Source organism: Actinosynnema sp. NPDC049800 (assembly GCF_040656635.1).
Classification (GTDB): domain Bacteria; phylum Actinomycetota; class Actinomycetes; order Mycobacteriales; family Pseudonocardiaceae; genus Actinosynnema.
In genome coordinates this window covers 34,982-61,101 of sequence record NZ_JBFAMT010000034.1, presented here as the reverse complement: position 1 = coordinate 61,101, position 26,120 = coordinate 34,982, and the positions used below count along the sequence as shown (strand labels likewise).

The 26,120-nt window shown below is 72.5% G+C and carries 25 protein-coding genes; 11 read left to right on the top strand and 14 right to left on the bottom strand.

Going from position 1 to position 26,120, the window contains the following annotated elements; genetic code table 11:
- Positions 1-15 precede the first annotated feature (15 nt).
- The 4 genes from AB0I91_RS30070 to AB0I91_RS30055 all read right to left on the bottom strand — a co-directional run bounded on the left by AB0I91_RS30070 (position 16) and on the right by AB0I91_RS30055 (position 5,361).
- The gene (locus tag AB0I91_RS30070; RefSeq protein ID WP_499639967.1) at positions 16-2,919 is read right to left on the bottom strand and encodes a type I polyketide synthase; all 2,904 of its coding nucleotides are present in this window, start codon (positions 2,917-2,919) and stop codon (positions 16-18) included.
- A 150-nt stretch (positions 2,920-3,069) separates the two neighbouring features.
- Positions 3,070-3,804 carry an SDR family NAD(P)-dependent oxidoreductase gene (locus AB0I91_RS30065; protein WP_499609047.1) on the bottom strand — a complete coding sequence of 245 codons (735 nt, stop codon included), beginning with the start codon at positions 3,802-3,804 and terminating at the stop codon, positions 3,070-3,072.
- On the bottom strand, positions 3,801-4,583 hold the full coding sequence (locus AB0I91_RS30060) for an alpha/beta fold hydrolase (protein WP_499639965.1): 783 nt from the start codon (positions 4,581-4,583) through the stop codon (positions 3,801-3,803). Before AB0I91_RS30060 ends, AB0I91_RS30065 begins: the two co-directional genes overlap by 4 nt.
- Positions 4,584-4,683: 100 nt before the next feature.
- On the bottom strand, positions 4,684-5,361 hold the full coding sequence (locus AB0I91_RS30055) for a molybdopterin-dependent oxidoreductase (protein ID WP_499639963.1): 678 nt from the start codon (positions 5,359-5,361) through the stop codon (positions 4,684-4,686).
- Between the two features lie 58 nt (positions 5,362-5,419).
- On the opposite strand from AB0I91_RS30055, the gene AB0I91_RS30050 reads away from it, so the two are divergent.
- Positions 5,420-6,019 (top strand): TetR/AcrR family transcriptional regulator, encoded by a 600-nt coding sequence (locus AB0I91_RS30050; RefSeq protein ID WP_499609054.1) that lies wholly within the window; start codon positions 5,420-5,422, stop codon positions 6,017-6,019.
- A gap of 69 nt (positions 6,020-6,088) precedes the next feature.
- Here AB0I91_RS30050 and AB0I91_RS30045 read toward each other — a convergent pair whose 3' ends face one another.
- The gene (locus tag AB0I91_RS30045) at positions 6,089-6,589 is read right to left on the bottom strand and encodes a winged helix-turn-helix transcriptional regulator (RefSeq protein WP_498778119.1); all 501 of its coding nucleotides are present in this window, start codon (positions 6,587-6,589) and stop codon (positions 6,089-6,091) included.
- Positions 6,590-6,642: 53 nt separating this feature from the next.
- Here AB0I91_RS30045 and AB0I91_RS30040 point away from each other — a divergent pair, with 53 nt between their 5' ends.
- From AB0I91_RS30040 to AB0I91_RS30015, 6 genes are all read left to right on the top strand, one after another.
- Positions 6,643-7,074: a nuclear transport factor 2 family protein gene (locus AB0I91_RS30040; protein ID WP_498778117.1), complete on the top strand. Its 432-nt coding sequence runs from the start codon at positions 6,643-6,645 to the stop codon at positions 7,072-7,074.
- Between the two features lie 214 nt (positions 7,075-7,288).
- Positions 7,289-7,474 (top strand): hypothetical protein, encoded by a 186-nt coding sequence (locus tag AB0I91_RS30035; RefSeq protein ID WP_499639961.1) that lies wholly within the window; start codon positions 7,289-7,291, stop codon positions 7,472-7,474.
- Between the two features lie 109 nt (positions 7,475-7,583).
- The gene (locus AB0I91_RS30030) at positions 7,584-9,713 is read left to right on the top strand and encodes a transglycosylase domain-containing protein (protein WP_499639959.1); all 2,130 of its coding nucleotides are present in this window, start codon (positions 7,584-7,586) and stop codon (positions 9,711-9,713) included.
- Between the two features lie 100 nt (positions 9,714-9,813).
- Complete coding sequence (locus tag AB0I91_RS30025; RefSeq protein ID WP_498778110.1) at positions 9,814-10,515, top strand: TetR/AcrR family transcriptional regulator; 702 nt, start codon at positions 9,814-9,816, stop codon at positions 10,513-10,515.
- A gap of 125 nt (positions 10,516-10,640) precedes the next feature.
- Positions 10,641-11,408, top strand: coding sequence for a helix-turn-helix transcriptional regulator (locus tag AB0I91_RS30020; protein ID WP_499639957.1), 768 nt, complete (start codon positions 10,641-10,643; stop codon positions 11,406-11,408).
- Between the two features lie 37 nt (positions 11,409-11,445).
- The gene (locus tag AB0I91_RS30015) at positions 11,446-11,613 is read left to right on the top strand and encodes a hypothetical protein (RefSeq protein ID WP_498778104.1); all 168 of its coding nucleotides are present in this window, start codon (positions 11,446-11,448) and stop codon (positions 11,611-11,613) included.
- A gap of 94 nt (positions 11,614-11,707) precedes the next feature.
- On the opposite strand, the gene AB0I91_RS30010 is transcribed toward AB0I91_RS30015, so the two are convergent.
- From AB0I91_RS30010 to AB0I91_RS30000, 3 genes are read right to left on the bottom strand one after another with little or no spacing between them, the layout of a single operon-like run.
- Complete coding sequence (locus AB0I91_RS30010) at positions 11,708-12,895, bottom strand: low temperature requirement protein A (RefSeq protein WP_499609072.1); 1,188 nt, start codon at positions 12,893-12,895, stop codon at positions 11,708-11,710.
- Between the two features lie 36 nt (positions 12,896-12,931).
- Entirely contained in the window at positions 12,932-13,777 is an 846-nt protein-coding gene (locus AB0I91_RS30005) for an alpha/beta hydrolase (RefSeq protein WP_499639996.1), read from the bottom strand.
- An 18-nt stretch (positions 13,778-13,795) separates the two neighbouring features.
- Positions 13,796-14,185 (bottom strand): winged helix-turn-helix transcriptional regulator, encoded by a 390-nt coding sequence (locus AB0I91_RS30000; RefSeq protein WP_498778100.1) that lies wholly within the window; start codon positions 14,183-14,185, stop codon positions 13,796-13,798.
- A 123-nt stretch (positions 14,186-14,308) separates the two neighbouring features.
- Between AB0I91_RS30000 and AB0I91_RS29995 the strand changes: the two genes are divergently transcribed.
- Positions 14,309-15,127 carry an MBL fold metallo-hydrolase gene (locus tag AB0I91_RS29995; protein ID WP_499639955.1) on the top strand — a complete coding sequence of 273 codons (819 nt, stop codon included), beginning with the start codon at positions 14,309-14,311 and terminating at the stop codon, positions 15,125-15,127.
- A gap of 51 nt (positions 15,128-15,178) precedes the next feature.
- Here the strand turns inward: AB0I91_RS29995 and AB0I91_RS29990 are convergent, their stop codons facing one another.
- Both AB0I91_RS29990 and AB0I91_RS29985 read right to left on the bottom strand, forming a co-directional pair.
- Positions 15,179-16,108, bottom strand: coding sequence for a DMT family transporter (locus AB0I91_RS29990; protein WP_499639953.1), 930 nt, complete (start codon positions 16,106-16,108; stop codon positions 15,179-15,181).
- The gene (locus AB0I91_RS29985; RefSeq protein WP_499639951.1) at positions 16,105-17,355 is read right to left on the bottom strand and encodes an MFS transporter; all 1,251 of its coding nucleotides are present in this window, start codon (positions 17,353-17,355) and stop codon (positions 16,105-16,107) included. The genes AB0I91_RS29990 and AB0I91_RS29985 overlap by 4 nt, the downstream gene beginning before the upstream one ends.
- 58 nt (positions 17,356-17,413) lie before the next feature.
- On the opposite strand from AB0I91_RS29985, the gene AB0I91_RS29980 reads away from it, so the two are divergent.
- On the top strand, positions 17,414-18,400 hold the full coding sequence (locus AB0I91_RS29980) for a DUF5937 family protein (RefSeq protein ID WP_499639949.1): 987 nt from the start codon (positions 17,414-17,416) through the stop codon (positions 18,398-18,400).
- A gap of 30 nt (positions 18,401-18,430) precedes the next feature.
- Here AB0I91_RS29980 and AB0I91_RS29975 read toward each other — a convergent pair whose 3' ends face one another.
- Positions 18,431-19,003, bottom strand: a complete 573-nt coding sequence (locus AB0I91_RS29975) for a hypothetical protein (RefSeq protein WP_498778089.1) — start codon at positions 19,001-19,003, stop codon at positions 18,431-18,433.
- A 396-nt stretch (positions 19,004-19,399) separates the two neighbouring features.
- The gene (locus AB0I91_RS29970) at positions 19,400-20,233 is read right to left on the bottom strand and encodes a hypothetical protein (RefSeq protein ID WP_499639947.1); all 834 of its coding nucleotides are present in this window, start codon (positions 20,231-20,233) and stop codon (positions 19,400-19,402) included.
- A 249-nt stretch (positions 20,234-20,482) separates the two neighbouring features.
- Here AB0I91_RS29970 and AB0I91_RS29965 point away from each other — a divergent pair, with 249 nt between their 5' ends.
- Entirely contained in the window at positions 20,483-21,298 is an 816-nt protein-coding gene (locus AB0I91_RS29965) for an alpha/beta fold hydrolase (protein WP_499639945.1), read from the top strand.
- 133 nt (positions 21,299-21,431) lie between these two features.
- Here the strand turns inward: AB0I91_RS29965 and AB0I91_RS29960 are convergent, their stop codons facing one another.
- Both AB0I91_RS29960 and AB0I91_RS29955 read right to left on the bottom strand, forming a co-directional pair.
- Positions 21,432-22,268, bottom strand: coding sequence for a DUF6801 domain-containing protein (locus tag AB0I91_RS29960; RefSeq protein WP_499639943.1), 837 nt, complete (start codon positions 22,266-22,268; stop codon positions 21,432-21,434).
- A 157-nt stretch (positions 22,269-22,425) separates the two neighbouring features.
- Complete coding sequence (locus tag AB0I91_RS29955) at positions 22,426-25,122, bottom strand: hypothetical protein (RefSeq protein ID WP_499639941.1); 2,697 nt, start codon at positions 25,120-25,122, stop codon at positions 22,426-22,428.
- Positions 25,123-25,656: 534 nt separating this feature from the next.
- Between AB0I91_RS29955 and AB0I91_RS29950 the strand changes: the two genes are divergently transcribed.
- Positions 25,657-26,097: a TIGR03618 family F420-dependent PPOX class oxidoreductase gene (locus AB0I91_RS29950; protein ID WP_498778079.1), complete on the top strand. Its 441-nt coding sequence runs from the start codon at positions 25,657-25,659 to the stop codon at positions 26,095-26,097.
- Positions 26,098-26,120: the final 23 nt, after the last annotated feature.

Below are 26,120 nucleotides of genomic sequence, written 5' to 3'. Positions count from 1 at the left end.
TTTCCCCCTGCGGGTCTAGGTGGTCTCGAACTCTTCGTCGATCAGGTCGAGCAACTCCCGGACGGTCGCGGTCGCGATGTCGGCCGGCAGCGCGGGTGCGGTGGGGGTGCCGGCCAGGTGTTCGGCGAGCAGCGCGGGCGTGGGGTGGTCGTAGACGAGGGTGTCGGGCAGCCGGCGGCCGGTGTGGGCGCTGAGGCGCTCGGAGAGCTCCAGGCAGGCGAGCGAGTCGAACCCGGCCTCGGAGAACGCCAGCTCGGCCGCCACCGGATCCCGCCGCCCGAGCACCGCCGCCGCCTCGGCGCGAACCAGGTCGAGCAGGGACCGCGCCTGTTCGGCGGCTGCGTTCTCGTGCGGGGGCCGGGCCGGTTGGGTTCGTGCGACTGCGCTCTCGTGAGCGGCCGGGCCCGGTTCGGCAGCCGGTCGGGATTGCACTGCCTGCCTGGGCCAGTGGCGTTCCTCCTCGAACGCGTACGTCGGCAGGTCGACGTGCCCGGCGTCGCCGAAGAACTCGCGCCACCGCACCGGCACGCCCGCCACCGACAGCCGCCCCAGCGCCACCGCGAACGACTCCGCCTCGTCCCGGTCGGCCCGCAGCACCGGCACCGCGGGCACGTCGCGGACCAGCGCCGTCAACGTCGAGCCGGGTCCGGCCTCCAGCACCGCGTCGACCCCCGCTCGCACCAGCGCGGCCACGCCGTCGGCGAACCGGACGGTCCCGCGCACGTGCCGCACCCAGTAGTCCGGCGTGCCCAGCTCCGCCCCGGCGAGCGCGCCGGTCAGGTTGGACACGACCGGCAGCCGCGGGGCCCGGTAGGTCACGCCCTCGGCGGCCCGGCGGAAGTCCTCGAGGACCGGCTCGACCAACGGCGAGTGGAAGGCGTGCGAGACGCGCAACGGCCGCGTGCGCCGCCCGAGGCCCGCGAAGTGCGCGACCACCCGTCCCACGGCCCCGGCGTCACCGGCGACCACGACCGACCGCGGCCCGTTGACCGACGCGACCGACACCGCACCGGTCAGCACCGCCTCGGCCTCGGCCTCGGTCGCCTCCACGGCCGCCATCGCGCCGCCGTGGGGCAGTGCGTCCATCAGCCGGGCGCGCGCGGTGACCAGCGCGGCCGCGTCGGCCAGGTCGAACACCCCGGCCACGTGCGCGGCCACCAGTTCGCCGACCGAGTGGCCCCCGACGAACGCCGGCGCGACACCGAAGTGCTCCAGCAGCCGGTACAGCGCCACCTCGACGGCGAACAGGGCCGGCTGCGTCCAGCCGGTGCGGTCGAGCAGCTCGGCGTCCTCGCCCCACACGACCTCGCGGAGCGGCCGTTCGAGGTCGAACGCGCCCGCCACGGCGCCGAACGCCTCGGCGAAGCACGGGTGCGTCCGGTGGAGCTCCAGTCCCATGCCCAGCCGCTGCGAGCCCTGCCCGGGGAACAGGACGGCGCACCGACCGCCACCCCGCACACCTCGCGCGACCTCGTGGGAACCTCCGGGCAGCAGGACGGCGCCGTGGCGGAGCCCGGCCCGTCCCACCGCGAGCGTCCGCCCGACCGCCGCGGGGTCCAGGCCCGTCGCGGCGGTGGTGAGGCGGGCGATCTGGGCGTCGAGCGCGCTTTCGGTCGCTGCCGAGACGATCCAGGGCACAGCGGCCCCGGTCGCCGCTCCCGGTGCGCCCGACCCGTCAGGTGCCTGCTCCAGCACGACGTGCGCGTTGGTGCCGGCGATCCCGAACGACGACACACCGGCCCGGCGCGGCCGCCCGGTGTGCGGCCAGGCCCGGCCCTCCCGCAGCAGCTCCACCCCTTCCCAGTCCAGGTGCAGCGGGGTGGTGACGTTCCGGGTCGCCGGCAGGGCGCCGTGCCGCAGGGCCATCACCATCTTGATCACACCCGCGACACCGGCGGCGGCCTGCGCGTGCCCGATGTTCGACTTCAGCGACCCCACCGCCACCGGCCCCCGCCCGAAGACCGAGATCAGCGCCCGCGCCTCGACCGGGTCACCGACCCGCGTGCCGGTGCCGTGCGCCTCCACGGCGTCGACGTCGGCGGGCGCGAGGCCGGCGTCGTCGAGCGCCGCCCTGAGCAGCCGTTCCTGGGCCGGACCGCTCGGCGTGGTCAGCCCGTCGGTGGCGCCGTCGTGGTTGACGGCGGTGCCGCGCACCAGTGCCAGCACCCGCCGCCCGTTGCGCACGGCGTCGGAGAGCCGCTCCAGCACCAGCACGCCGACGCCCTCGGCCCACGTCGTGCCGTCGGCGTCGGCGGAGAAGACCTTGCACCGCCCGTCCGGCGCCAACCCGCCCTGCCGCCCGTGCGCCTCGAACGCCAGCGACGTCGACATGACCGCCACCCCGCCGGCGAGCGCGAGGGACGTCTCGCCCGTGCGCAGCGACCGGACGGCACAATGGACCGCCACCAACGACGAGGACGACGACGTGTCGACCGTGAGCGCGGGTCCGCCCATGTCCAGGAAGTGCGCCACCCGTCCCGCGACCAGCCCGGGGGACAGCCCCGTCAACGCCCGTCCCACCAGGTCTTCCCCCGACCGGTCGACCACCGCGGCGTAGTCGGACCACCCGGCGCCGAGGAAGACGCCGGTGTCCGGTCCGCCGGCGGTGTCCGGCGCGATCCCGGCGTGCTCCAGCGCCTCCCACGCGGTGACCAAGGCCAGCCGCTGGTGCGGGTCCGCGGACACCGCCTCGCGGGGTGACATCCGGAAGAAGTCCGCGTCGAACCCGGCGATGTCGTCCAGGAACCCGCCGACCACGTCCCGGTCCCAGCCGCGGTCGGCAGGCGCCGGCCCGACCGCCTCCCGTCCCTCGGCGGCCAGCCGCCACAGCGCGTCGGCCGACCGCACCCCGCCGGGGTACCGGCACCCTATCCCGACGACCGCGATCGGCTCGGCGTCCACCCGAACGGCACCCGCCACGAAGCCCCCCAGGTCGTCCCAGCGCGTCCGGCACAGCCTGGGAACTTCGGCTTGAGCGCCACTGTCACAGCGCCTTAGCCGCTGGTGAGCCCGCGAATCCCTCTCCAGCAGGAGAACCGCGTTGGCCCTCCCGCTCACCACCGGAAACGGTCAGGTGGACCGATGCACGGCCAGCGGTGCGAAGCTCTGCGACACCGGCATCAGCTCGATCGTGTTGACGTTGACGTGAGGCGGCTGCGCGGTCACCCACTCGACGGTCGCCGCGATGTCGTCGGCGGTGAGCGCGGCCGTGCCCCGGCTGACCGCGGCGGCGCGGGGCTGGTCGCCGGCGAAGCGCACCAGCGAGAACTCCGTGCCCTCGCACAGGCCCGGCTCGACGCACGTCACCCGCACCGCGCTGCCGTGCAGGTCGGCGCGCAGGTTCAGGCTGAACTGCCGGACGAACGCCTTCGTCGCGCCGTAGACGTTGCCGCCCGGGTACGGGTAGGTGCCCGCGATCGAACCGATGTTGATCACGTGCCCGCGGTCGCGCGCCACCATGCCCGGCAGCACGGCGCGGGTGCAGTGGACGAGCCCCCGGCAGTTGGTGTCGAGCATCCGGTCCCAGTCGGTGAGGTCCGCTCGGTGCGCGGGGTCGAGCCCCAGGGCCAGGCCCGCGTTGTTGACGAGCACGTCGATGTCGGCGTACGCGGCGGGGAGCGTGGCCACGGCGTGCCGCACGGCCTCCGGGTCCCGCACGTCCAGCGCCAGCGGCAGGATCCGGCTGCCGGCCGGGATGCGCTCGACGCGACGGGCCGCGGCCACCACGCGGGCGCCCGCGGCGGCGAAGCGCCGGGTGATCGCCGCGCCGAACCCGCTGCTCGCGCCGGTGACGAGGACGATCACGCCGCCACCTGCCCCAGCAGCGCGGCCAGCGCCTGGTTGAACTCGGCGGGGCGTTCCAGGTTCGGCAGGTGGCCGGCGCCGTCGATGACCGCGAGCGTCGAGCCGGGGACGCGGTCGCTGAGGAACACGGCCTCGGAGACGGGGGTGAACTCATCGGCGCTGCCGACCACGACGAGGGTCGGCACCTGGATTGCACCGAGCAGGTCGGTGTAATCAGGCCGCTCGGCCCGGCCCCGCAGCGCGGCGGCCGCGCCCTCGGGCGGAGCCGCCCGCATCATGGCCAGCACGTGCGCCTTCACCTGCGGATCGGCGTCGGGAGCGACCATCTTCGGCAGCAGTTCGGCCGCGTGGTCGGCCATGCCGTCGCGCAGCACCCGGTCGGCGATCGCGTTCCGGCTCGCCTTGCCCTGAGGCGTCTCGGCGGGCGCGGACGTGTCGGCCAGCAGGAGGCCGCGGATGCGGGACGGGAACCGGCGGACGCATTCGAGCACGACCTGGCCGCCCATGGACAACCCGCCGAGGACGAACCGGTCGATGCCCAGGGCGTCGGCCAGCGCGGCCAGGTCGTCGGCGAAGTCGCCGAGCGGGGTCACCCCGGGCACGACCGTGCTCGCGCCGTAGCCGCGGAGGTCCGGTGCGACGACCCGCCAACCCGGCCAGGTCAGCTGCGGTGTCCACATGGAACGGTCGAACGGGTGGCCGTGCACGAGCAGGAGCGCGGGGCCGGTGCCGGTGTCGGAGTAGTCGACGGTGATGCCGTTTACCGAGATTGTGCTCACGGACCGAGGCTAGGTTCGGCGCACACCTCAGTGCAATAAAAACAATGCTCTCGGTGCAATGACACGGTGCTGGACGACCTCCGACATCGCCCCGGCGTTCCTACGGTGTCGCGGGCGTGTCGTCGTACCGATGGCGGACCCCGGGCAGCAGTGCGCGCCAGATCGGGCGCCAGAGCGGGCCGGGCAGGTACCGGCTGCGTTCCTCGCGCGCGACGCGACCGCGCGGGTGCGCCGCCCACTTCGCCGAGCCCGGGTCGAACGTGGGGGAGTACTCGATGGCGCACACGTGCTTGACGCTCTTGTAGCCGTAGTGGGCGGGCGCGACCAGGCGGACGGGAGCGCCGTGGTCGGTGGTGAGCGCCGCCCCGTCGAGGTGGTCGGCGAGCAGCACGTCGTCGGCGAGGGCGTCGTCGAGGCGCAGGCAGGACCGGTACCCGTCCACGCCGGTGAAGGTGACCCAAGCGGCCGTCCGCGCGACGCCCACCTCGTCGGTCAGCGTCTCGTGGACGTCGCGGAACCGCACGCCCTCCCAGCGCAGGTCTCGTGCGCTCCACGTGGTGACGCAGTGCAGGTCGGCGCGCTGCTCGTGCCGCGGGTGGGCGCCGAGCAACTCGCCGAGGGGGCGCTGCGCGGGACGTTCGACGAAGCCGGTGACGGTCACGACCGGGCCGGTCGGCTCCTGGGGGCGGACCCGGGCGAACTGCGGCAGCCCGAACCGACGCAGGGGAGCGGGCACTTGACCGGGCGGCAACGGCGGGCTCTCTGACCTGCTGACCATGATCGCCTCATCCTTTATTGGAATGCTCGCTCTAGAATACCTCCTCTAGGCTGACGGCATGTCCAGGCGTCGGGTGCACAGCGACGACGTGATCCTCGACGCCACTCGCGACCTGCTGGTGCGAGGCGGTCCGGACGCGGCGACCACGGGCGCGATCAGCGCGCTCAGCGGCGCGCCCACCGGGTCGATCTACCACCGGTATGGCTCACGCACGCGCCTGTTCGCCGAGGTGTGGCTGCGCACCGTCACCCGTTTCCAGGCCGGTCTGCTCGCCGCCACCACCGGCTCCGGGCTCGAACGGTTGCTCGCGGCGGCCGACTGGACCGTGGAGTTCGCGGTCCGCCACCCCGCCGACGCCCGGCTGCTGCTCCAGGCCGACCGGGCGCAACTGCTCGTCGAAGCCGAGCTGCCGCCGGAGACCCGGCGGGCGCTCACCGACCTCAACGCTCCCGTGGCCGAGCTGATCCGCGACCTGGCGACCGAGCTGTTCGGCACGGCGGCGCCCGAGCACGCGGAGCTGGTGTCGATCGCCGTGGTGGACGTGCCCTACGCGATCGTCCGCCGCCACCTGCGCCGCGGGACCTCACCCGAACCGCACCGCGACCTCGTCGCCACCACGGTCCGCGCCCTCGTCGAATCCCGTGCCGTGCGGCCGTGAGGCGAACGGGCGTTCAGCACGGGGGCGCGGGCAACCGAGTGCCCTTCGTGGACGTCCACTGTGGAACGGTCACGTCCTGGGGCCGAGCCGGGTGGACAACAGCGCGGTTCCCCTGTCGGTGCGGCCACCGGGGCCGGCGTGGAAATCGACCTGGCTCAAGGCGACCGGGTCACCGCAGGCCGAGCAGGTCACCTCGGCCGTGGCCACCTCGCCGCAGGTGTGGTGCCGGACCACCAGCGGCGGGCCTTCCTCGGCGGACTCCCAGCGGTCGCCCCACGCGGTCAGCGCGAGCAGGATCGGCACGAGCTGCCGTCCCTTCTCGGTCAGCGCGTACTCGTAGCGATCCGGCCGCCGCGAGTACCGCTCCCGGACCAGGACTCCGCCGGTCACCAGTCGCTCCAAGCGGTCGGTGAGCGTGTTGGTGGCGACGCCCAGGTCCTGCTGCAACTCGTCGAACCGGCGCAGGCCCAGTGCGATGTCGCGCACCACCAGCAGCGACCACGGGTCGCCGATCAGCGCGGCCGACCGGGCGATCGAACAGGCCATCCCGGCGAAGTCCGTGCGTGTCATGACCTCAGCCTAGTGGCTTGCAAGTTGCAAGTCACCAGGTTACGGTCCCGATCATGTACCACGCGACCGTGCGGGCGATCATCAGAAGGACGTGGCGGCGGATGCACGCGGGCGACTACGAGGCCGCCGTGTCGATGGCCGCACCCGACATGAGGTTCCACTTCGTCGGCGATACCGCCCTGGGCGCCGAGACGCGCGGCCGGAACGCCTTCCGGGCGTGGTTCGACCGGTTCACCGAGCACCTGCCCGACGTCCGACTCGCGCTGACCGACGTCGTCGTCTCCGGCTGGCCCTGGTCCACCACCGTGGCGGCCAGGCTCCGGGTCGCCGGGACGCTGGACGACGGAACCCCTTACGAGAACCAGGCGATCCAGTGGGTGACACTGCGTTGGGGACGCGTCGTCGACGACGTGGTGCTGGAGGACACCCTCGCCCTGGACCGCGCGCTGCGCCGGCAGTCGCAGCTGCGCGCGACCGCACCGTGAGGTCGAGCGGGATCGACGACGAGTCAAGCGACTCGCGACCTTGGTACCGGATCGCGTGGTGGACGGTGTTCTCACGGCACGCGACGTGATCTTCCTGTCGGATCGAGCACGATCCCTCCCCCCGCGAGGGTGAAAAGCCCTGACCCTGGTGGCAGTTCCCCTGCCGCTCGGTCATGGTTGCGGTAATGGGCGCACCGTACGGGAGGTGGGAACCATGACCTCGTTCCGAGTGGACTGGGAACCGTTCATCGAGTCGCTGCACGAGGCTGCCCGCCCGGGGGACCGCGGGGCGGCCGGCCTCCGGGAGGTCGACGGCGGGGTCGATGTCAATCCGCCCAAGGGCGTGCCGAACGCGGCCGATGTCGTCGGCGCCGCGCCCACCCGATCCGACGCCGCGTGAACCCACGCCCGGCCGACCGCACGATGCCGGGGTAGGCGTCGAGAACGCGTTACCGCGCACACGACCGCGTGACACCCTCCGGCGGGTCATCCGAACGTGACTTCCTGCCATGCGAACCGCATGCTTCGCGAAGCTCCTCGGCCTCTGCCTGGTGGCCGGGTTGCTGCTCGCCGGGATGGCGATCCCGGTCGTCGGCGTGATCGGCATCGCGTCGAACCTGATGAGCGACTACGTCGCGGCGATGTCGGTCACCGTGGTCGGCTCGCCGCCGCCGCTGATGACCACCATCACCGACAAGGACGGCGTGCCGTTCGCCTACCTCTACGACCAGTACCGCGTGCTCACGCCGCCGGACAAGGTCGCGCAGGTCATGAAGGACGCGCTGGTGTCCGCCGAGGACCGCCGGTTCTACGAGCACCACGGCGTCGACTGGCTGGCCACCGCGCGGGCGGCGCTGAAGAACGGGGCCACGGGCACCATCTCCCAGGGCGCGTCGACGATCACGCAGCAGTACGTGAAGAACCACCTCGTGCACGTGCTCGCCCGGAACGACGTCGCCGGGCAGAAGGAGGCCCAAGAGCAGACGATCGCCCGCAAGCTGCGCGAGGCGCGCATCGCGATGCACGTGGAATCGCAGCTGAGCAAGGACGAGATCCTGTCGCGGTACCTGGACGTGGTGCCGTTCGGCGGCACGATCTACGGCATCGCGGCGGCGTCCCAGGCCTACTTCGACACCACACCGGACCTGTTGACGGTGCCGCAGGCGGCGATGCTCGCCGGGATGGTGAACAGCCCGACGTTCCTCGACCCTGAAGCCCGGCCGGACAGGGCGATCGAGCGGCGGAACCTGGTCATCGACCTGATGCTGGAGAACGCCAAGCTGTCCCCGGAACAAGCCCAGGCGCACAAGCGCGCGCCGCTGGGGCTGAGCACCCCCGTGCGGCCCCTGCCCACCGGGTGCGTCGGGGCCGGGCCGGAGTTCGGGTTCTACTGCTCGTACGTGCTGGACTACCTGACCGACAACGGCTACACGCTCAACGAGCTGAAGGTCGGCGGCTACACCGTCCAAACCCCGATGGACCGGGCGCTCACGATCCAGGCCAAGCAGGCGGCCGAGGCGCAGGTGCCGAAGCCGACGCCGGGCATCGCGAACACCGCGGCGGTCGTGCGGCCGGGCAAGGAGCGGCACGAGGTGGTGGCGCTGGCGGCCAACCGCGACTACGGGCTCGACCAAGCCCGGTTCCAGACGCAGTTCGACCTGCCCAGCGGGGTCGAGAACAAGTTCGGCGCGGGGTCGGTCTACAAGGTGTTCACCGCCGCGGCGGCCTTGGAGCACGGGTACGGGATCGAGAGCGTCGTCGAGTCGCCGACGTCCTACACCTCGCACGTGTTCTTCGGCGGCGCGCCGGGGTGCCCGGGGACCGGCGAGCCGTCCGCGCACTGGTACTGCCTGAGCAACTTCGACGGCAGCTACCCGCCCCGGATGACGTTGAAGGAGGCGTTGGCGACCTCGCCCAACACGGCGTTCGTGATCCTGGAGGAGAAGACCGGGTTGGACGCGGTGGTCGACATGGCGCACCGGCTCGGGATGCGGGACACGATGGCGACCAACATCGCGGGCGTGCCACCGGACCGGACGTCGAAGCAGAAGGACCTGCGCGTCTCGCAGACGGAGTTCTTCAAGAAGTCCCGGAACGCCTCGTTCACGTTGAGCCCCGCGCCGACGAGCACGCTGGAGCTGGCGAACGTCGCCGCGACGATCATCTCGGGCGGGACGTGGTGCCGGCCCTCTCCGATCAGCCGGATCCTCGACCGGCACGGCACGCCCGTGGAGTTCCGCGAGGCGCCGTGCGAGCAGGTGGTGGAAGAGGCGTTGGCGAACGCGTTGGCCGTCGGGTTGAGCGAGGACGACCGGAACCGGGGCACGGCCGCCGCGGCAGCGAAGCAGTTCGGGTGGACGCGGCCGATGCTGGGCAAGACCGGCACCACGGAGCAGTACAAGTCCGCGGCGTTCCTCGGCGCCACCCCGGACTACGCGGGCGCCGTGCAGGTGTTCAACGACAGCACTTCGCCCAGCGGCATCTGCATCGGCGCCGGGCCTCCCCGGTTGTGCGGGGAGGGCGACATCTTCGGCGGCACCCTGCCCGCGCGCACGTGGTTCGACTTCATGACCAAGGCCCACGTCGGCCTGCCGGTGAAACCCATGCCGCCGGTGGAGCCGCGCTACCTCAGGCCCTGAAGGCGCCCGATCTGCTTCGGGCGTCGGCGGTACGGCCACGGGATCCGACATCGGGTGAACCGTTGCCGTCGACCACCGTCGTCGTGGATACGCTGCCGGGATGGCGGAAGGCGGTCGGCGGGGCGCGGGTGTGGACGGCAGGACTGCCCGGTGGGCCGGGCACCGGGACAAACGCCGTGCGGAGATCGTGGACGCGGCCCTGGCGGCCATCGTCGAGCACGGTCCGTGGGTGTCCACCGAGCGGATCGCGGACCGGGCCGGTGTCTCCCGGCCTCAGCTGTACCGGCACTTCGCCGACGCCGACGAGTTGCACGACGCGGTCGCGGGCCGGGTCGCGGAGCTGTTCGCCGAGGAGATCCTGCCCGGCCTGGTCCGGCCGAGCGGCACCGCCCGCGAGGTGATCGGCCAGGTGGTGGGGACGTTCGTGTCCTGGATGGTGTGCAACGCCTCGCTGTACGACTACATGGTGGTGCGCGCCACGGGGCTCGCGCCCGGTCGCGGTGGGCGTGCGGCCGACCTGCGCGCGCAGGTCGCCGACCGGCTGCGCGAGCTGCTCGGCGGGTACCTGCGGCTGCTCGGCGCGGACCCGGCGCGCGCGGACCTCGTGGCCTTCGGGGTCGCCGGGCTGGTGGAGTCGACGACGGTGCGGTGGTTGGCCGTGCCCGGCGCGATCGACGAGGCGCGGCTGGTGCGGCGGCTGTCGGCCGCGGTGTGGGCGCTGGTCGACGACGAGCTGCGGGACGCCGGCGTCGAGCTCGACCCGGACGTCCCGCTGCCGGAGCTGCCCGAAGGTCCGGCTTGAGTCCTCCTGCCACATCGTGCACGTTGTGCGACACGCCGCTGCGCTGAGTAGCCGACGGTGAGGATGACTGATACGGTGCTGTACCTGTTACATCACTGTCGGTGTAGTTGTGGGTCCGCTGCCCGGTGACGCCGGCACCGCGGTCGTGGTGGCGGGAAGGGCTGGTGGTCGACTTGGCCGAGCCGGTGGATCGAGCTGTCGGGCCCCGGTCGCCCTCCGGCGTCGGGCCCGGGGTGGTGGGTGTCGCGGCCGTCGTTGCCACGCCGCTGGTCCGTGAAGGGCTGCACGCCGTGATCCGACGGGCCGGGCTGCGCTGGCTGGGGGCCGTCGCCACGCGGGGTGAAGCCCTCCGGTGCCTGCGCCACGTGCGCCCGGACGTGGTCCTCGTCGACAGCGCCGTCGACCCGAGTGGCGCGCTGATCGCCGAGCTCGCCGGTCCCGGCCGGGTGCCGGTGGTGCTCGGGCTGCTGAACGGCGAGCGCCCCGCACCGGACGTGGTCCGCCTCGGACGAGCGGCCGGTGCGCACGGCGTCGTGCCCTTGGGCGCCGGTCCTTCCGACCTCGTGGCGCTGATCCTGAGGGCTCACCGGAGCCGCCGTCCGGCGCTCGTGCCCGCTGCTCCCGTCCGTGCTCGCGGCGTCACGGTCGAGGCGCCGCCGGCCGGTGGCGTGGCTCGCGGGGGCGTCGAGAGGTTGTCGCCGCGGCAGCGCGAGGTGCTGGAGATGATCGCGGCCGGTATGACGTCGGTGGAGATCGCGGACGCGCTCGTGGTGTCGGTCGAGACGGTCCGCACCCACGTGAAGGGCGTGCTGCGCCGGCTCGGCGCCAAGGACCGCGCGCACGCGATCACGCTCGCCTACCGCACGGGCCTGTTCCTGCCGAGATGCGGATGACGGCGCACGAATCCATCCACTGTGGAGCAGGGGCGGGGTGGTCGTGGTGATGGACCTCAAGCCGTGGCAGCACCAGCTGCCGGACGAGGATCGCTCGCAGTTCCTGCACCGCGTGACGCACTCGTGCTACCGCTGCGGCCACTGGGACAACGACCTCGAAGCGTTGGCGGAGCACGAAGACCGGTGCGGGGGCGGCGCGCCGTGACCGTGGCCGACGCGACCGGACCGCTCGGGGGAAGCGGTGCCGGATCGGCGTCGGGTGCGGTGCCACCGCCGTCGAGGGTCGGGTGACGGGAACCTCACGAGGCCGTTCGGTCCGCGGATCGCAGTTCGTCGTGCACGCAGACCGCCCCGACGAGCAACGTGGCGAGGGCGAGCGCCCAGAGCGGGGGCAGGGTGGCGAGGAGGGCGCCGGACGCGAGGAGCACGCCGGGGCCCACCCACCTCAGGGGCGGGATGCCGCCACCGGTGCGTGCGATCGTCAGTGCCGATGCCAGGAGGGTGCAGCCGAGTCCGACGCCGAGTGCCCAGCCGCCGAGCGGCCCGAGGTGGTCGTCGCTGAGGTGCGCCATGGCCTGTTCGAGCCCGAGCGCGGTGAGGATGATGCCGGCGATCAGCGGGAAGTGGAGGTAGGTGAAGACCTCGGAGGCCAGCCGGGAGCGGTCGTGGCCGTGGCGGGACTCCAGGGCGTGTTCGAGGTGCTCGAACCTGCGGTGGAAGTACTGCCACCACAGCGCGATGGCGATGGTGATGGCCAGGACGCCTCCGGTGACGACGGCCCAGTCGAGCGGTCGGTTCGCCACGCCGACGCCGACGGCGATGATGGATTCGCCGAGCGCCAGGATGACGACCAGGCCGTGGCGTTCGGCGAAGTGGGCGGCCGACTGCACGATCCACCCGCCACCGCGCGCACCCACGTAGATGGCGGCGAAGTCGTACGCGACCGCGGCGAGCCAGATCCACGTCTGCCACGGCTCCCCGATCGCGGCGCCGACGGCGAGGATGGCCACGGTCGGGGCGACGGAGGTCGCGCCGGTGAGGACGACGCGACGCCGCAGCACCTTGTCGCCGGCCGCGGCGGCCAGGTAGACCGCCAGGTGGGCGCAGCGCACGACGGCGTAGCAGAACACCAGCATGGCTGCTGCCGGGACACCGCCGGGCACCTCGTGGAACGCCTCCGGGATGGTCAGGCAGGCGACGAACATCGCGACCATCGCCACCACGAAGGCGGCCCGGAGGAGGCCGCGGTTCGCGCGCGCCTGGTTCGCCAGCCACGCGTAGGAGGACCACGCCCACCAGAGCAGTGACACGACGATGAACCCCTGGAGGAGGGAGCGGGGCGGGTCGCCGTGGGTGATCATTCCGGTGACCTGGGTGAACGCGAACACGAAGACGAGGTCGAAGAACAGTTCCAGCGTGGTGACCCGGTCGCCCTCGCTGCCTGTGGTGACGCGGAGACGTGGCCGCGGGGACGGCGAGATGGACACAACTCTCCTCGGGTGTGGAATGGACGGTGACGCCGGTCAGCCCAGGTGTTCGTGGAACCACGCCGCGGCCGACTCGACGGCCGGTTCGACGCAGCGAGGCTGGTCGTAGAGGTCGATGTGGTTGGTGGTGTCGATCCACACCAGGTCCGACGGCTCGCCCAGCCGGTCGAAGATCCCCCGGGCGCCCTCGGGCGAGCAGTACTCGTCGCGGGTTCCGTGGATGATCCGCACCGGCGTGGGTGAGACGAAGTCCGCGCCGATCGCGGCGTCCAGCGTCAGCAGCGTGTGGATCGAGGCGGTGGTGACCTCGTTGCGCCAGGTCGGCGCCGCCCCTCGACTGGTGCCGTAGTACTCGTACGGCTCGGGTCCGGGCATGGCCGCGGGTCCGTCCGGGGACACCGCGGGCATGACGTCGGCGCCGCTCGCGAGCAGGTCGGCGAGCTTCGCGCGGTACGCCCGACGCCCGAAACCGGCCTGCATGGCCTGAGGGCTGTTGTACGCGCCCGCGACCGTGACCAACGCCTGGACCCGGCCGTCGAAGGCCGCCGCCTTCAACGCGTACCCGGCGCCCAGGCAGATCCCGACCAGACCGACCTCGGTGACGTCGGGGTGCCCGTGGAGGAAACCGACGGCGGTCTGCAGGTCGGTGAGCTTGCCGCCCGCGTCCTCGTGCTGGCGGTTGGTCCCACCGCTGGCGCCGAAGTTGCGGTGGTCGAACGTCAAGGTCGTGATGCCGCGCTCGCTCAGCCCTTCGGCGTAGGTGGCGACGACCTGCTCCTTCACGCCGGTGAACGGTCCGGTCAACGCCACGGCCCGCCGTGGTCCGGCGCCGCGCCCGGGTCGCAGCACGGCCGCCAGGTCGATGCCGTCGGGGGTGCGCATGGTCACGTGCTGCAACGTCTACTCCTGCTGTGGTCGTGAAGGGAGGAAGCCGTCCGGGAGGCTGGTGGTGAGGACCTCCCCGCCGTGTCCGTCCACATAGCGCAGTCCCCACCGGCACATCGCGGCCACCAGCGGCTCCAGGGCCGCGCGTTCCGCCTCTTCGACGGAGTACTCCACCCTCGGCGGCACCTGGTCGAACACCGTCCGCCGCACGAGACCCGAGGCTTCGAGCTCGCGCAGCTGCTGGGTGAGCATCTTGTGGGACACCTGCGGGATGAGGCGGGTCAGCTCACCATGGCGACACGGCCGTTGCAGCAGGTAGAAGCAGACGATCAGCTTCCACTTCCCGCCCAGGTGCCGCAGTGGCACGTCCACCGGGCACACGTACGGGGGCTCCGGTTCGGACATGGCTCCCTCCACGGGTGCAATTGAATGCCATACCGGTCCTGAGAGCCAGTACGCACTTTTCGGTGCCCAGGCACTGGGAAGTGCCTACTGGTGCGCCGCGACGGTCCGGGACACCCTCTCGGCATGATGATCTCAAACCGCACCCCGGTCATCGAGCGGGTGGAGGGCCGCACCATGGCGGTGAACTCCTACCTCGTCGAAGGCCCCGACGGCGTGGTGGTCGTCGACGCGCAGTTGACCGTCGACGACGCCGCCAGGGTCCGCGCGGCCGTCGACCGCGGCGGCCGCCCGCTGGCCGGCGTGCTGATCACGCACCCCCATCCCGACCACTACGCGGGGCTGGCGGCGATCACGGAGGGTCTCGACGTCCCCATCGTCAGCACGGCCGCGGTGGACCAGGTCATCCGGCGTGACGACGCGCTCAAGAACCAGGTCGTGGGGCCGATGATGGGCGACCAGTGGCCCGCGCAACGGCCGTTCCCGACCCGGATCGTCCACGACGGCGAGTCGGTCGAGCTGGGCGGTCTCACGTTCACCGTGCGGGACCTGGGCGCGGGCGAGTCGCACGCCGACGCCGTCTGGGCGCTGGACGACGTCACGCTCTTCACCGGCGACGTCGTCTACAACGACATGCACGCCTTCCTCGCCGACGGCCACCACGGTTCCTGGATCGAGCAGCTCGACGAGCTGCACCGGACCCTGCCCGACGACGTCGTGCTCCACGTCGGACACGGCGCCCCGGGCGGCAAGGAGCTGTTCGTCGAGCAGCGCCGCTACGTCGAGGCGTTCGTCGACGCGGTCCGGGCCACCGCCGACCGCGACGAGGAGTCGCGTACCAAGGAGGTCACCGCCGCCATGCACCGTCTCGTTCCCCACGACAAGCTCCTCTTCCTCATGCAGCTCAGCATCGAGCCGGTGTTGACCGCGATTCGCGGGGAGTGAAGCACTCCGGCTCGGGAGGACTCCGGCGACCGGCGCCGACGGTCCCGACGTTCAGGCGTTCCGACCGACTCGGTGTCCGCGGTCCGGAGGGTGGTCCTCAGTGGTCGGTCGGGACCGGCGGGCTTCCGGCCGCTGCACCAGGTACGCCGCGGCGGCGATCAGCACCACCCCCGCGAGGGCGAGCGCGTGTGCTGATTCGCCGCCGAGGAGCACGCCCACGAGGAGGGCCACCACCGGCACGGCGTAGGTGACGACCGATGCCCGGGTGGGGTCGAGGGTCCCGGCGAGCCAGGCGAACAGCGCGAAGCACGCGGCGGTGCTGACGCCGCCGAGCAGCACCAGTGCCAGGATCCCGTGCGGAACGGGCTGGGCGTCGAGGAGGTCCGGCAGCCCGACCGGTGCGAGCAGCAGGGTCGCGATGATCATGGAGCGCCAGATCACCGGCAGGGCTCCGTGCTCGCGCTGGAGCCGACCGGTGATGTTGAACGCCACGCCGTAGACCGCGACGGCCATGAGGACCAGCACCACGCCCAACGGTGCTCCGGCGCCCTGGGCGGCGCCGGGCAGTCCGATCGCGGCGACCCCGAGAACGCCGAGGAGCAGGCCGAGCAGCCGTTGCCGACCGGGTGCCGTCCTGGTGAGCACGGCGGCGACGATCGCGGTGAACACCGGCGCTGAACCGTTGATCATCCCCGCGGTCGCCGAACTGACACCCCGTTCGGCCAGCGCGAACAACACCATGGGAACGGCCATCCACGTCACCGCGAGCCCGCCGAGCCCCGGCCAGGCGCGCAGCGGCACCCGTTGCCTGGCCGTCGGGATCATGCCCAGGACGACGGCGCCGAGGGCGACCCGGCCGAACGCGACCCCGTACGCGTCGGTCACCAGCAGCGACTCGCGGATCAGCAGGAACGAGCACCCCCAGCCGAGGCTCACCGCGATCATCACCGCGATCGTCGACCACCGCGTCCTGATCGTCACCGCGCACCATCCAGCGTGGACATGCGGCGCAGCGGTGACAACGCGATCGGTACCCACACCAGGCCGAGCGCGGTCGAGGCCACGATGAGGGCGGCACGGTTGTCGGCCGCTGTCGCGACCGTGCCGGCCGTGGCCGCGCCGACCGCGACGGCGGCGGTGAAGAGGACCCTCATCGTGCCGTTCACCCGGCCCAGCAGGGCGGAGGGGGTGACGGCCTGGCGGAAGCTCATCATGACGACGGCGTCGAAGCCGATCTTGTAGATGATCAGCGCCCAGGCGGCCGCGGCGACGTGGCCGGGAACCGGGTCTCCCGTGAGCGGCAGCACCGCGGCGGCGGGAGCGACGAGCAGGCCGATCACGAAGACCGAGCGACCGGCGCCGAACCGGCCGGCGACCTTGTTCGCCGTCACGGCTCCCAGCAAGCCGCCGATTCCCCCGGCGCCGAGGTAGGTCCCGAGCTGCGACTCGGACCAGCCGAGGTCCACCAGTGCGCGCACGGGCAGGACCGCCGTGAACGCGGCGCTGCCGAAGTTGACCAGGCACCCGGCGCCGAGGACGGCGAGGAGCACGGGCTGCCGCCGGACGAACCGGACACCGTCACGGATGTCGGCCAGGAGCCGCTGCCGGGGCGCGTCGGCGGGACGGACGGGCTCCGGGGTGCGCAGCCGCGAGAGCCACACCGCGGACCACGCGTAACCGACCGCGGTCGCGGCGAGGACGGCGGACGGCGTGAGCACCCCCGCGACCCAGCCCGCCAGCGGGGGCGCGCAGATCAGGGCGGTCTGGGTGAGGGTCGCCAGCCTGCCGTTGGTCCTCACCAACCGGTCTGCCGGAACGAGGTCCTTGAGGTGGCTTTGGGTGCCGAGGTCGAAGAACACCGTCGCGACCCCGTTCACCAGCACCACCACCCAGAGGAGGAGGAACGTCAGCGAACCGAGCCACTCCGCGATGGGCACCGTGGCCAGGGTCACCGCCCGAACGACGTCCGCGGTGATCATCACCGGTCGACGTCGGACGCGGTCGAGCCAGGCGCCCACGGGCAGGCCCAGGAGCATGAAGGGCACGGCGACGGTGGCCGACAGCAGCGCGGTGCCGCGGGCGTCGGCGGACAGCGACGCGACCGCCGTCAGCGGGACCGCCGCGACCCCGAGTTGCGCGCCCCACAAGGCAACGCCGGAGGCGACGAGGTAACGGCCGCGATCCCGAGCCGACTCGGCGGTGTCGGGCGGTCGCACGTGCGTGGTCATGGCGGCAGCGTCGACGACGCCGGGCACGGGGGCATCGGATTCACGTTAGAGTGAATCCATGTGGGAGGTGCGCATCCGGCTCGACGCCGCGGACCTCAGCCGGCTGCGCTGGGCGATCTCACCCGCCTGGGAACTCCTCGCCAGCCTGCGGGTCCTCGGACGGCCGGGCACGCACGCGATCCACATGCCCTGGTTGTCCCGACACCGGGACGACCCCGTCCTCACCCACCCCCGCCACCAGGGTCTGAGGGACCTCGCCGGCCGGCACCCGGGCCACCTGCCGGGGTTCCTCGCGCCGACGCCCGACTCACCGCTCGCGGACATCGACGACGAGCTGGCGGTCGTCCTGGCCACGCCGGTCGACGTCGTGCGCCGCGAAGTGCGCGGCACGCATCCCGATGGAGTCCCGCCATCGCTGGTCCCGTTGATCACGGCGCCGCGGCGGGAACTGCGCGGTCTGGTGGCCGACTTGCGCGCGTACTGGTCGCGGACCATCGAGCCGAGGTGGCCCGCGATCCGGGGGATCCTCGAACGCGACATCCACCAGCGGGCACTGTCCACTGCCGACCAGGGTCCTGGCGCCGTGCTCAACGGACTGCACCCGGATATCCGCTGGGACCCCACGAGCGACACGCTGTCGGTAGGCAACCGCACCACCGAAGTCGCCTACCCCGACCGCGTCCTCACCGGCCGCGGCCTCGTCCTGGTCCCCTCGGCGTTCGCCTGGCCCCGGGTCTACGTCAAGACCGCCGAGCCCTGGACCCCCGTGGTCAGGTATCCCGCGCGCGGTGTCGGAGCCCTCTGGGAACCGGAGGAGACCAGCCACGACCTCGCGGCCGTCCTGGGAACCGCCCGCGCCCGGCTCCTGGCGCTGCTGGACGTGCCGTCGACGACCGACCAACTGGCACGGTCCCTCACCCTCGCGCCCGGCGGGGTGTCGGTCCACCTCCACCGACTGGTCGCCGCCGGACTCGCCTCGAAGGCCCGCGCCGGCCGCGAGGTCTACTACGCCCGCACCGCGCGCGGCGACAACCTCATGCGTTGACGTCGAGTGCTGGCCGGCGGCCTGTTCCCGTCAGGTGCCGGACGACACGCCCAGTTCGCCCGTGAGCACGGCGAGCTGCGCCTCCGACGCGAGCACGTAGACCTGGTCGGCACCGGGCGAAGTGGACAGCAGGTGGAACTTCCGCTGCACGTCACCGGTCGGCCGCAGGTCGTTGATCGACTCGTAGATCGACAGGGTGTCGAGGTACTCGCCGTGGTCGTCGATGCTCCAGGACACCGGTTGGCCGTTGCGGGTGAAGGTCAGCAGCCAGTCGCCCGCGGCGTCCTCGTCGTCCTGCTCGGTCAGCTCGACGTCCTCGACGACCACCGACCCACCGGAGCACGCGGCCGCGGCGGTCAGGACCTCCTCGTAGGCATCCACCAGATCGGGGCCGTCGAGGCCGACGTCATCGGTGTGCACGTTCACCGCGGTACCCAGCTCGACCAGCGCCGCCGCCCGCTCGTCGATCGGGAGTTCCCCGTCCGGGTCGCGCCACTCCGCGATGGCCGACAGGGCCTCGGCCACCCGCGCCTCGGTCACCATCCCGAGTTCGACGAGCCGGCCCGCGAAACGCCGGTAGGTAACGACTTGTGTTGACGTCATGGGAAAAGTAAACACCAGCCGGGATCGCGCGCAGGCCGTGGTCCCTTCGATCCGGAAGCGGGCGCTCACATGTTCTCGGCACCGGCCTTGATCGCGTCACGGATGCGGGAGTAGGCGCCGCAGCGGCGGATGTTGCGGATGCCGTCGAGGTCGGCGTCGGTGATCGTGCGACCTTCCGCCGCGGCAGCGCATCCCGACCGTCCGCGAGGTCGTGGAACGCGTCGTGGCCGAAGCCTCGGAGCTGATCACGGGGGAGGTTGGCCGCCCTGCCTCGGACCGGTCGCGCTCGGGTCGACGTTCAATCGCGGCATCGTGTTGCCGGGCAACGGGTTGATCGTGTCGGACGGTCCGCTGCACTTGCGTCAACGGCAGCGGGGGCAGGTCGAGAACCGGAGTTCAGGCTTCGACGGTCTCGCTGACGGGTGTCGCGTCCGCGGTGAACTGGACGGCCGGCCAGTAGCCGTCGAGGTAGTAGCTCTCGGTGGTGTCCACGAAGTGGATCTCGAAGTCGCCCGAGCGGTACACGACCAGTTCGGCGGGCACCAGTTCGGTCAGGAACCGCGCCTTCGCGCCGTCGGGTTCGCTGCCGTCGGAGCTCTTGTCCCAGAGGAACTCGAGGCCGTCGCGGCTGACGCGGTCGAACTCCGCCAGCAGGTCGCGGACGTGGGGGAGCAGTTCGGCGACCTTCTCCGGCCCGGCGCCGTCGAAGGTGACCGACAGGTCCAGGTCCCCGGCGACGACCTGCGCTTGGCCCAGCCGCACGATCTCCTCGACCCCCGGCCCGTCCAGACCCCGGTCGGTCGTCACCGCGTCGACCGCCTCCGACCAGTCCCGGACCGGGATCAGGTGCGTGGCGAGGAAGACTTCTTCCAGTTGCTCGTGGTAACGCGGGTTGTGCTCCTCGTCGAGGAGCTTGCGCTCTTCGACGAACTGGCGGGGCGTGCCGTGCGCCGTGCGGCCGTCGACGGCGGTCAGCGTGAAGTGCTCGTGGTCGTGCCGGATGCCGCTGATCCGGAAGGACGCGGGCACCTCGATCCGGTTGACGCTGCTCCCACCGCCTTCCCGGACGATGGCGAGCGTCGTGCTCTGCGTGCCGTCGGCGCCGACCTGGACCAGGAACACGCTCGCCAGGTCGGGCGCGACACAGACGATGCCGTCCGGCCCGGCCGCAGCCCTCAGTTCGCGGTCGTCACCGCTCAACGCCGACGCGAAGCTCTCGAATCCGGGCACAGGGCGGAAGGTTATCGCCGGCGCGGGTCGGCCGTGCACACCGGGCCGCGTCCCGTGACCGCGGTGTGCACCAGCCGGCCGACGTCGGTGACCGCGGCACCGACGCTGTGGCAGTCGGGCGATCACGGATGTCGCGGTGGCGGTCGTCGGTGGCATCACCCATGGCGCGTGCTTGGACCTCCAGGTCCCTGGCACGCGTCCGGTCGTGCCTGGTCCGGAGCCCGCGAAGCGGTGGGTTAGGGTCCGGTCGTGCCGACTTTCCGCGCCGCCGACGCAGCCGAGCTCCACTACGACGAGTGGGGTGAGGGCAGGACGCTCGTCGTCCTGCCGGGTGGTGCGGGACGGCACCCGGAGTACCTCGGCGACCTGGCGGGGTTGCCCGGTCGGCTCGTGGTGCACCACTTCCGCGGGTCCGGGAAGTCGGCGTCCGCGGCGACGGTGTCGTTCTGGGAGCAGGCCCGCGACCTGGAGGACCTGCGCGCCCACCTCGGGTTGGCACGACTGGATTTGGTGGCGCACTCGGCGGGCACCCGCGTGGCGGTCGCGTACGCCGCCCAGTACCCGGACCGGGTGGCGAGCATGTTGTTGATCACGCCTCCGGTGGCCTATCTGACCGACACGCCGTCGGACGGCGAGGAGCTCGTCGCGCACCGCCTCTGCGACCCGGTGTTCGACGCGGCGGCGCGGGCCACCCGCGAGGGCCCGTGGAGCGAGGAACAGAGCGACTTCGAGCGGTGGCAGGCGCTGACGGCGCCGGCGGGGTACGCGGCGTGGACCGAGCGGGAGCAGGCCCATGCCCGCGTCGGCCACACCGTGCTGGCGACGGTCCGGGCGTTCCTCGCCGTGACCGTGCCCGAGGACCTGCCGCGGCGCCTGTCGGAGGTGGCCGCGCCCGTGCGGGTGATCGCCGGCGCCCAGGACTTCCTGACGGGCCTGGCCCCCGTGGTCGCCGCCGCGAGGTTGTTCCCGAAGGGCGAGGTGGTGGTGATCGACGACTGCGGCCACTACCCGTGGGTGGAGCGGCCGGACGCCTTCCGCGAGGCGGCGGACGCGTTCGTCCTCTGACGCTGCCGGCGGCACGGGTGACGGGTTCGCGGACGAACGCCTGCCGCACTCGCCGTCGGTCGGCGGGCACACCGGTCGTGGCACCGGGGTCCGCCGACGTGGCGGACCCCGGTGATCGGCGCGGTCGCGCGGGTCAGGCCGGCGGGAGGGTGAAGATCAGGCCCTGGCTCTTGGGCGAACGGCTGCCCCGCACATCTGTAGTGGCGACTTTCGCCCGGTGCTGGCGGTCGGGGGTCAGGCCGGTCAGCGTCACCTGCTTCTCCGTGACCATGCCGGTGTGGCCTCCGTCCAGGTACACCTCGTAGCCCAGGGTCGGGTTCCACCAGGGAGAGGCTTCCCAGGCCAGCGTCACGGACGTCGGGGTCGTCGAGACCACCCGCAGCCCGGTCGGGCGCAGCGGCCGGTCGAAGACGGCGAACTGCGACCACACGGTGCCCAGCAGGTCGTTCTGCGCCGGGTCGTGCGAGCAGGACGCGGTGACGGTGCCGAGGGGCGTGCCGTCGGCGCGTTCGGGGCGCAAGGTCAGCGCCAGGTCGTCCACGTGCAGGTCGTAGTAGCCCGCCGTGCTCAGCGACTGCACGGGGAAGGCGCCTCTGGCCCGCAGCGCGGCCGTTCGGACGTCGGTCACCCACGTGGGCGCGAAGGTGACCGGGGCCTGGGTGGTCCGGGTCCCGTCCGGGCCGGTGATCGTCGCGTCGAGCACCGCGGTGCTGTCGCCGTCCACGCGCACCCCGCCGGCCAACGCGATCACCGGGCGCAGCTCACGCAGGTCGAGGTCCACGTCGATGTAGGCGGGTTCGTGGCGGGCGACGCTGTTGGGGCCCGCGCCGTCGTCGGGCAGGCCGCCGACGACCCACACGGTCACCTGGGCGGTCGGGCCGAGGGAGGTCGTGCAGGTGTAGTCCAGTCGCACCGCGGTCGTCTCCGCCGACGCGGGCCCCGCGGCCCCCGTCAGCGCCCCGGCCGCCACCAGGACCGAGATCAGGGATAAGGCGGTGACGCGGGATGGTCTCCAAGTCGTGCGCAAGTTCGGTGTCCTCTCGGTGTTCACTCGCCCGCGGCCAGTGGTCCGCGGGCGACCTGGATGGGTGTCGACCATGCATCGGGTCGACGACGGCGCCCGTCGGTCACGGCCCGGCTGGCGTGCTGTCGGTGACCGCGCCGGTGACCGACGCGGTGGAGGAGAACAACGAGAGGTCCAACAGGATCCGCTCGACCGGCTCGGCCTCCGCGTCGGTCACCGTCGGCACGGTCAGCAGCGCGCTCAGCTCACCGCGCGGGAAAGCGGCGATCGGCTGCACTCGGGTGGTCGACAACGGCCGCGAGGGCAGCGGCTCCTCGAAGGTGACGTTGCGGCGGAACCACAGCTCGTCGACGTCCGTGGTGGACAGCTCGACCCCCTCCGGGGCGGCCGGCCGAGCCGGGACCGTGATGATCCGGTCGACCGGCGCGGACAGCGTCACCCGCCAGGTCAAGGTGCCGCCCTCGGCGACCACGTCGGTGACGGGGGTGGCGGTGAAGGTCGGCGCCGGGTCGTCGTTCGACACCGTCAGCCGGTCCGCGTAACGGCCGACGACCGCGCCCCGCACCGCCTTGACCAGCACCGTGCGCCTCGCGTCCAGGTTCCAGCGGGTGTTGCCGGTGACCTGCACCGGGACCTCGAGCTCGCCCTCGCCCGGCTCGACCGCCACCAACCGCTCGGTGTAGGCGTTGTCGCCCTCGTTCTGGACGAACACCCGCACCACCCCCGCGCCGCTCCCGGTGACGGAGACCGGGAACCGGACGGTCTGCACGCCCGAGTCGCGCTCCACGACGGTCAACGCGCCCACGTCGACGCGCGGCAGCGCGACCGGCCGCGGGTCGGGCAGGCCGGGGGCGTACCCGTGGGCGTCGATGAGCCACGCCTGCCCGGAACCGCCGTGCGGCACGAGCTCCAGCCCGGTGACGCGACGCAGGTCGATCCCCCGCGCCGGCAGCGGCACCCGGAGCTCCTGCGCCCAGCGGGCGGAGATCCGCGCGGTGGCGGGGAGCCCGTCCAGCGTCACCGACCCCAGCACCGCCCGGCGCCCGGCCGCGTCCGTGAGGGCCACGTCGAAGCGGGTGGTCGCGCTGTTCGGCGGCACGGCCACCCTCAGCGCCAGCTGCCGTGACCCCGCCAGGGACACCGGCGCGCCGGGGCGCACGGTCGCGGCCTGCCCGTCGGCGGTCCACCCCAGCGCCACGGCGGACCGCCCCGACTCGGGCACGATGCGGTTGAACCGGGCGAAGTGCGGCGACGGACGGGTCTCGACCGGGTCGACGCACGCCGTGGCCGGGTCCGCCGAGACCTGCGCGCACACCCGGGCCGAGCCGCTCGCCGAGGTCGCCTCGTCGGGCACGACGAACGGGGTGCGGGCGCCGCCGACGGCGTGGGCGAGCACGCGCGCCGGGTCGGCCGAGGGAGCGCGGACGCCCGAACCGTCCAGCAGCGGCAGCACCCGCCGGTCGCCCGTGACGAACAGGCGCGCGGCCGCGGCGATGTAGGTCGCGGCGGCGGTCTGCTGCTGCTCCGGCGTGAGCCGGGTGGGCGTTCCCGGCGAGCACACCGGGTCCTCGGGCGGGGAGCGGAAGTCGTCGTTGGCCGGGGCTTCGGCCTGACCGGGCGTCCACTCGGTGTTGAAGTAGTTGTGGTTGGCGCCGACGAAGTACAGCGCGCTGTGCAGCGCGGCCCCTCTGCTCACCCCGCGGGTGGCGTCCACGAACAGCTGACCCTGGAGGTCGGCGACGTCGCCGTCGCAGCCCGGCAGGATCGTCACCGACGGCACGTCCGGCGCCGGGTTGTGCGCGAAGACCGTCGGACCGATCAGCAGGTTGCCCTTGATCGTCCAGCGCACCGGGCCGTCGTGGCCGCTGCCCGGGGCCGGCGGGGAGAGGCTGTCGACCGCGGCCCGGTTGACGCCCTCACCGCCGCGGGAGTGCCCGACCAGGACGACCTTGTCCAGGTCGGCGACCGGCGCGGCGCGGACCACGTCGGGCGCGGAGGCCCGGCCGGCGCCCGCCCAGTCCGCCCACCGCGCCAGGTGCGCGCGCACCAGCGCGGACCGCGCGCCCGCGCCCTGTTCCAGGTCCAGGTCCTCGTGGGCGTTGACGGAGTTGGCCGACACGGACACCGTCACGTAGCCCTGCGAGGCCAGCAGCCGCTGCGCTTGCAGGTAGCCCCGGTGGCTCGGCACGGGCTTGGCGGGCGCCGGGCAGGGCCACGCCAGCACCATCTCGGTGCCGTTGTAGCAGGTGATGTGCCTGCCGTGCAGGAACAGCGCCAGCGGGCGGCGGCCCGGCGCGTCGACCGGCGCGACGACCACGGCCGCCAGCTCCAGCGGCGCCGCGTAGCCGGGCATGGTGATCGGGTCCAGCTCGTACTCGCCGGTGGAGGTGGCGAACGGGCCGGGCCTGCCGGGATCGGTGTCCCCTGCCGGCAAGGGCGCAGGTGATGCCGGGACCGCCTCGGCCGACGGGGGAGTGGGCTCTTCGACGTCCAGACGGGTGCCCGACAGCCGCACCTGGAGCGTGTCGACGTCCTCGACCTCCGCCGCGTCCAGGGAGTAGGTGCGCAGGTCCGCGGACGGTCGCGGCAGCCCCAGCAGCCGGTCCCCGTCCCAGAACTCGACCGCCGCGCCACCCGGCGGGATCGGGGAGGTCGCCGTCCACGTCAGCCCGGTGCCGGTGATCGCCCACCCCGGCCGCGGTGGCGAGTCCGGCGCTTGTCGGGCCTGGGCCGTCGCCGTGACCGGTGCGGCGAGGGCCGCCGCCACCAGGGCGGGTAACAGCAGTTTCGCCAAGCGCATGTGGCCCCCTCGGATCGACCGGCAGTCGATCAGTCCTAGCAGCGCCCGGCACCGTGCCACAAGCATTGTCGAAACACTTTCGTGCTATTGGTCGCGATTCTTCCCGAAAGTACCTCCGGTGCGCCGTACAGCCCAACGGCCAGTGCCGTTCGGCGGCGCGGGAGCCGGTCTGCCCCCGCCGGACGGCGCACATTCCCGGTCGCGGCCGGGCGGCGTGTAATGGATAACTGATTCTTCCGTCTCGCTTTCGCGGAATTGTCTACATGAATTGCACTGCGGGGTTCGCGCCCAGGTCGACGCCGTAGTTCTTCGCCTTGTCGGGCGGTCGTCGCGACCGCCTCCCGGAGGTTCGCGACCGGAATCATCCGCTGACCGCGAGCGCTGACATATTCAACCCGATGTGGATTGAGTTCCATTTTTCCCAGTGACGTCGCCATAACGGACTCGCCTTCGGATCGGGCTTGCGAAAGCCCCTCGCGGAGTTGCCATTGGCGGCCTATCATCAGGTCTCAGGCGCACTAAGGGGGGAGTGTCATGGACGGTATAGTTCGAATACCTGAATCGCACCGCGATCTGCTGGACGTGCAGACCGCCGCGCTGTCGACCATCGGGAGCGACGGTCGTCCGCAGGTCACCGCGACGTGGTTCATCTACGACGAGGACGAGGGGACGGTGAAGATGTGGCTGCTGGACAAGCGGCAGAAGGTCAAGAACATGCGCGCCAACCCGCGGGTCACGTTGTTCATCCTGGACCCGCGCAACCAGTTCCGGGCCTTGGAGATCCGGGCCGACGCCGAACTGGCGGCCGACCCGGAGATGGTGCTGGAGCGGCAGGTCTCGCCGAAGTACTACTACCCCGACTTCCGCCGGTACGAGCCGAACGGCGAGACGCGGTCCGCGGTGACGCTGCACATCGTGAAGGTCAACGCCCTGGACGAGCCGCCGCCGGACTGGGAGGACGTCACCCCGAGGTGACCGGTCGGGCTGTGGGCTGTCGG

What these genes read in the sequence shown, in the direction of transcription:
- AB0I91_RS30055 (WP_499639963.1), bottom strand. Translation starts at nt 5,361, where the DNA reads ATGGTCAGCAGGTCAGAGAGCCCGCCGTTGCCGCCCGGTCAAGTGCCC.
- AB0I91_RS30050 (WP_499609054.1), top strand. Translation starts at nt 5,420, where the DNA reads ATGTCCAGGCGTCGGGTGCACAGCGACGACGTGATCCTCGACGCCACT.
- AB0I91_RS30045 (WP_498778119.1), bottom strand. Translation starts at nt 6,589, where the DNA reads ATGACACGCACGGACTTCGCCGGGATGGCCTGTTCGATCGCCCGGTCG.
- AB0I91_RS30040 (WP_498778117.1), top strand. Translation starts at nt 6,643, where the DNA reads ATGTACCACGCGACCGTGCGGGCGATCATCAGAAGGACGTGGCGGCGG.
- AB0I91_RS30035 (WP_499639961.1), top strand. Translation starts at nt 7,289, where the DNA reads ATGACCTCGTTCCGAGTGGACTGGGAACCGTTCATCGAGTCGCTGCAC.
- AB0I91_RS30030 (WP_499639959.1), top strand. Translation starts at nt 7,584, where the DNA reads ATGCGAACCGCATGCTTCGCGAAGCTCCTCGGCCTCTGCCTGGTGGCC.
- AB0I91_RS30025 (WP_498778110.1), top strand. Translation starts at nt 9,814, where the DNA reads ATGGCGGAAGGCGGTCGGCGGGGCGCGGGTGTGGACGGCAGGACTGCC.
- AB0I91_RS30005 (WP_499639996.1), bottom strand. Translation starts at nt 13,777, where the DNA reads ATGCGCACCCCCGACGGCATCGACCTGGCGGCCGTGCTGCGACCCGGG.
- AB0I91_RS30000 (WP_498778100.1), bottom strand. Translation starts at nt 14,185, where the DNA reads ATGTCCGAACCGGAGCCCCCGTACGTGTGCCCGGTGGACGTGCCACTG.
- AB0I91_RS29995 (WP_499639955.1), top strand. Translation starts at nt 14,309, where the DNA reads ATGATGATCTCAAACCGCACCCCGGTCATCGAGCGGGTGGAGGGCCGC.
- AB0I91_RS29985 (WP_499639951.1), bottom strand. Translation starts at nt 17,355, where the DNA reads ATGACCACGCACGTGCGACCGCCCGACACCGCCGAGTCGGCTCGGGAT.
- AB0I91_RS29980 (WP_499639949.1), top strand. Translation starts at nt 17,414, where the DNA reads ATGTGGGAGGTGCGCATCCGGCTCGACGCCGCGGACCTCAGCCGGCTG.
- AB0I91_RS29975 (WP_498778089.1), bottom strand. Translation starts at nt 19,003, where the DNA reads ATGACGTCAACACAAGTCGTTACCTACCGGCGTTTCGCGGGCCGGCTC.
- AB0I91_RS29955 (WP_499639941.1), bottom strand. Translation starts at nt 25,122, where the DNA reads ATGCGCTTGGCGAAACTGCTGTTACCCGCCCTGGTGGCGGCGGCCCTC.
- AB0I91_RS29950 (WP_498778079.1), top strand. Translation starts at nt 25,657, where the DNA reads ATGGACGGTATAGTTCGAATACCTGAATCGCACCGCGATCTGCTGGAC.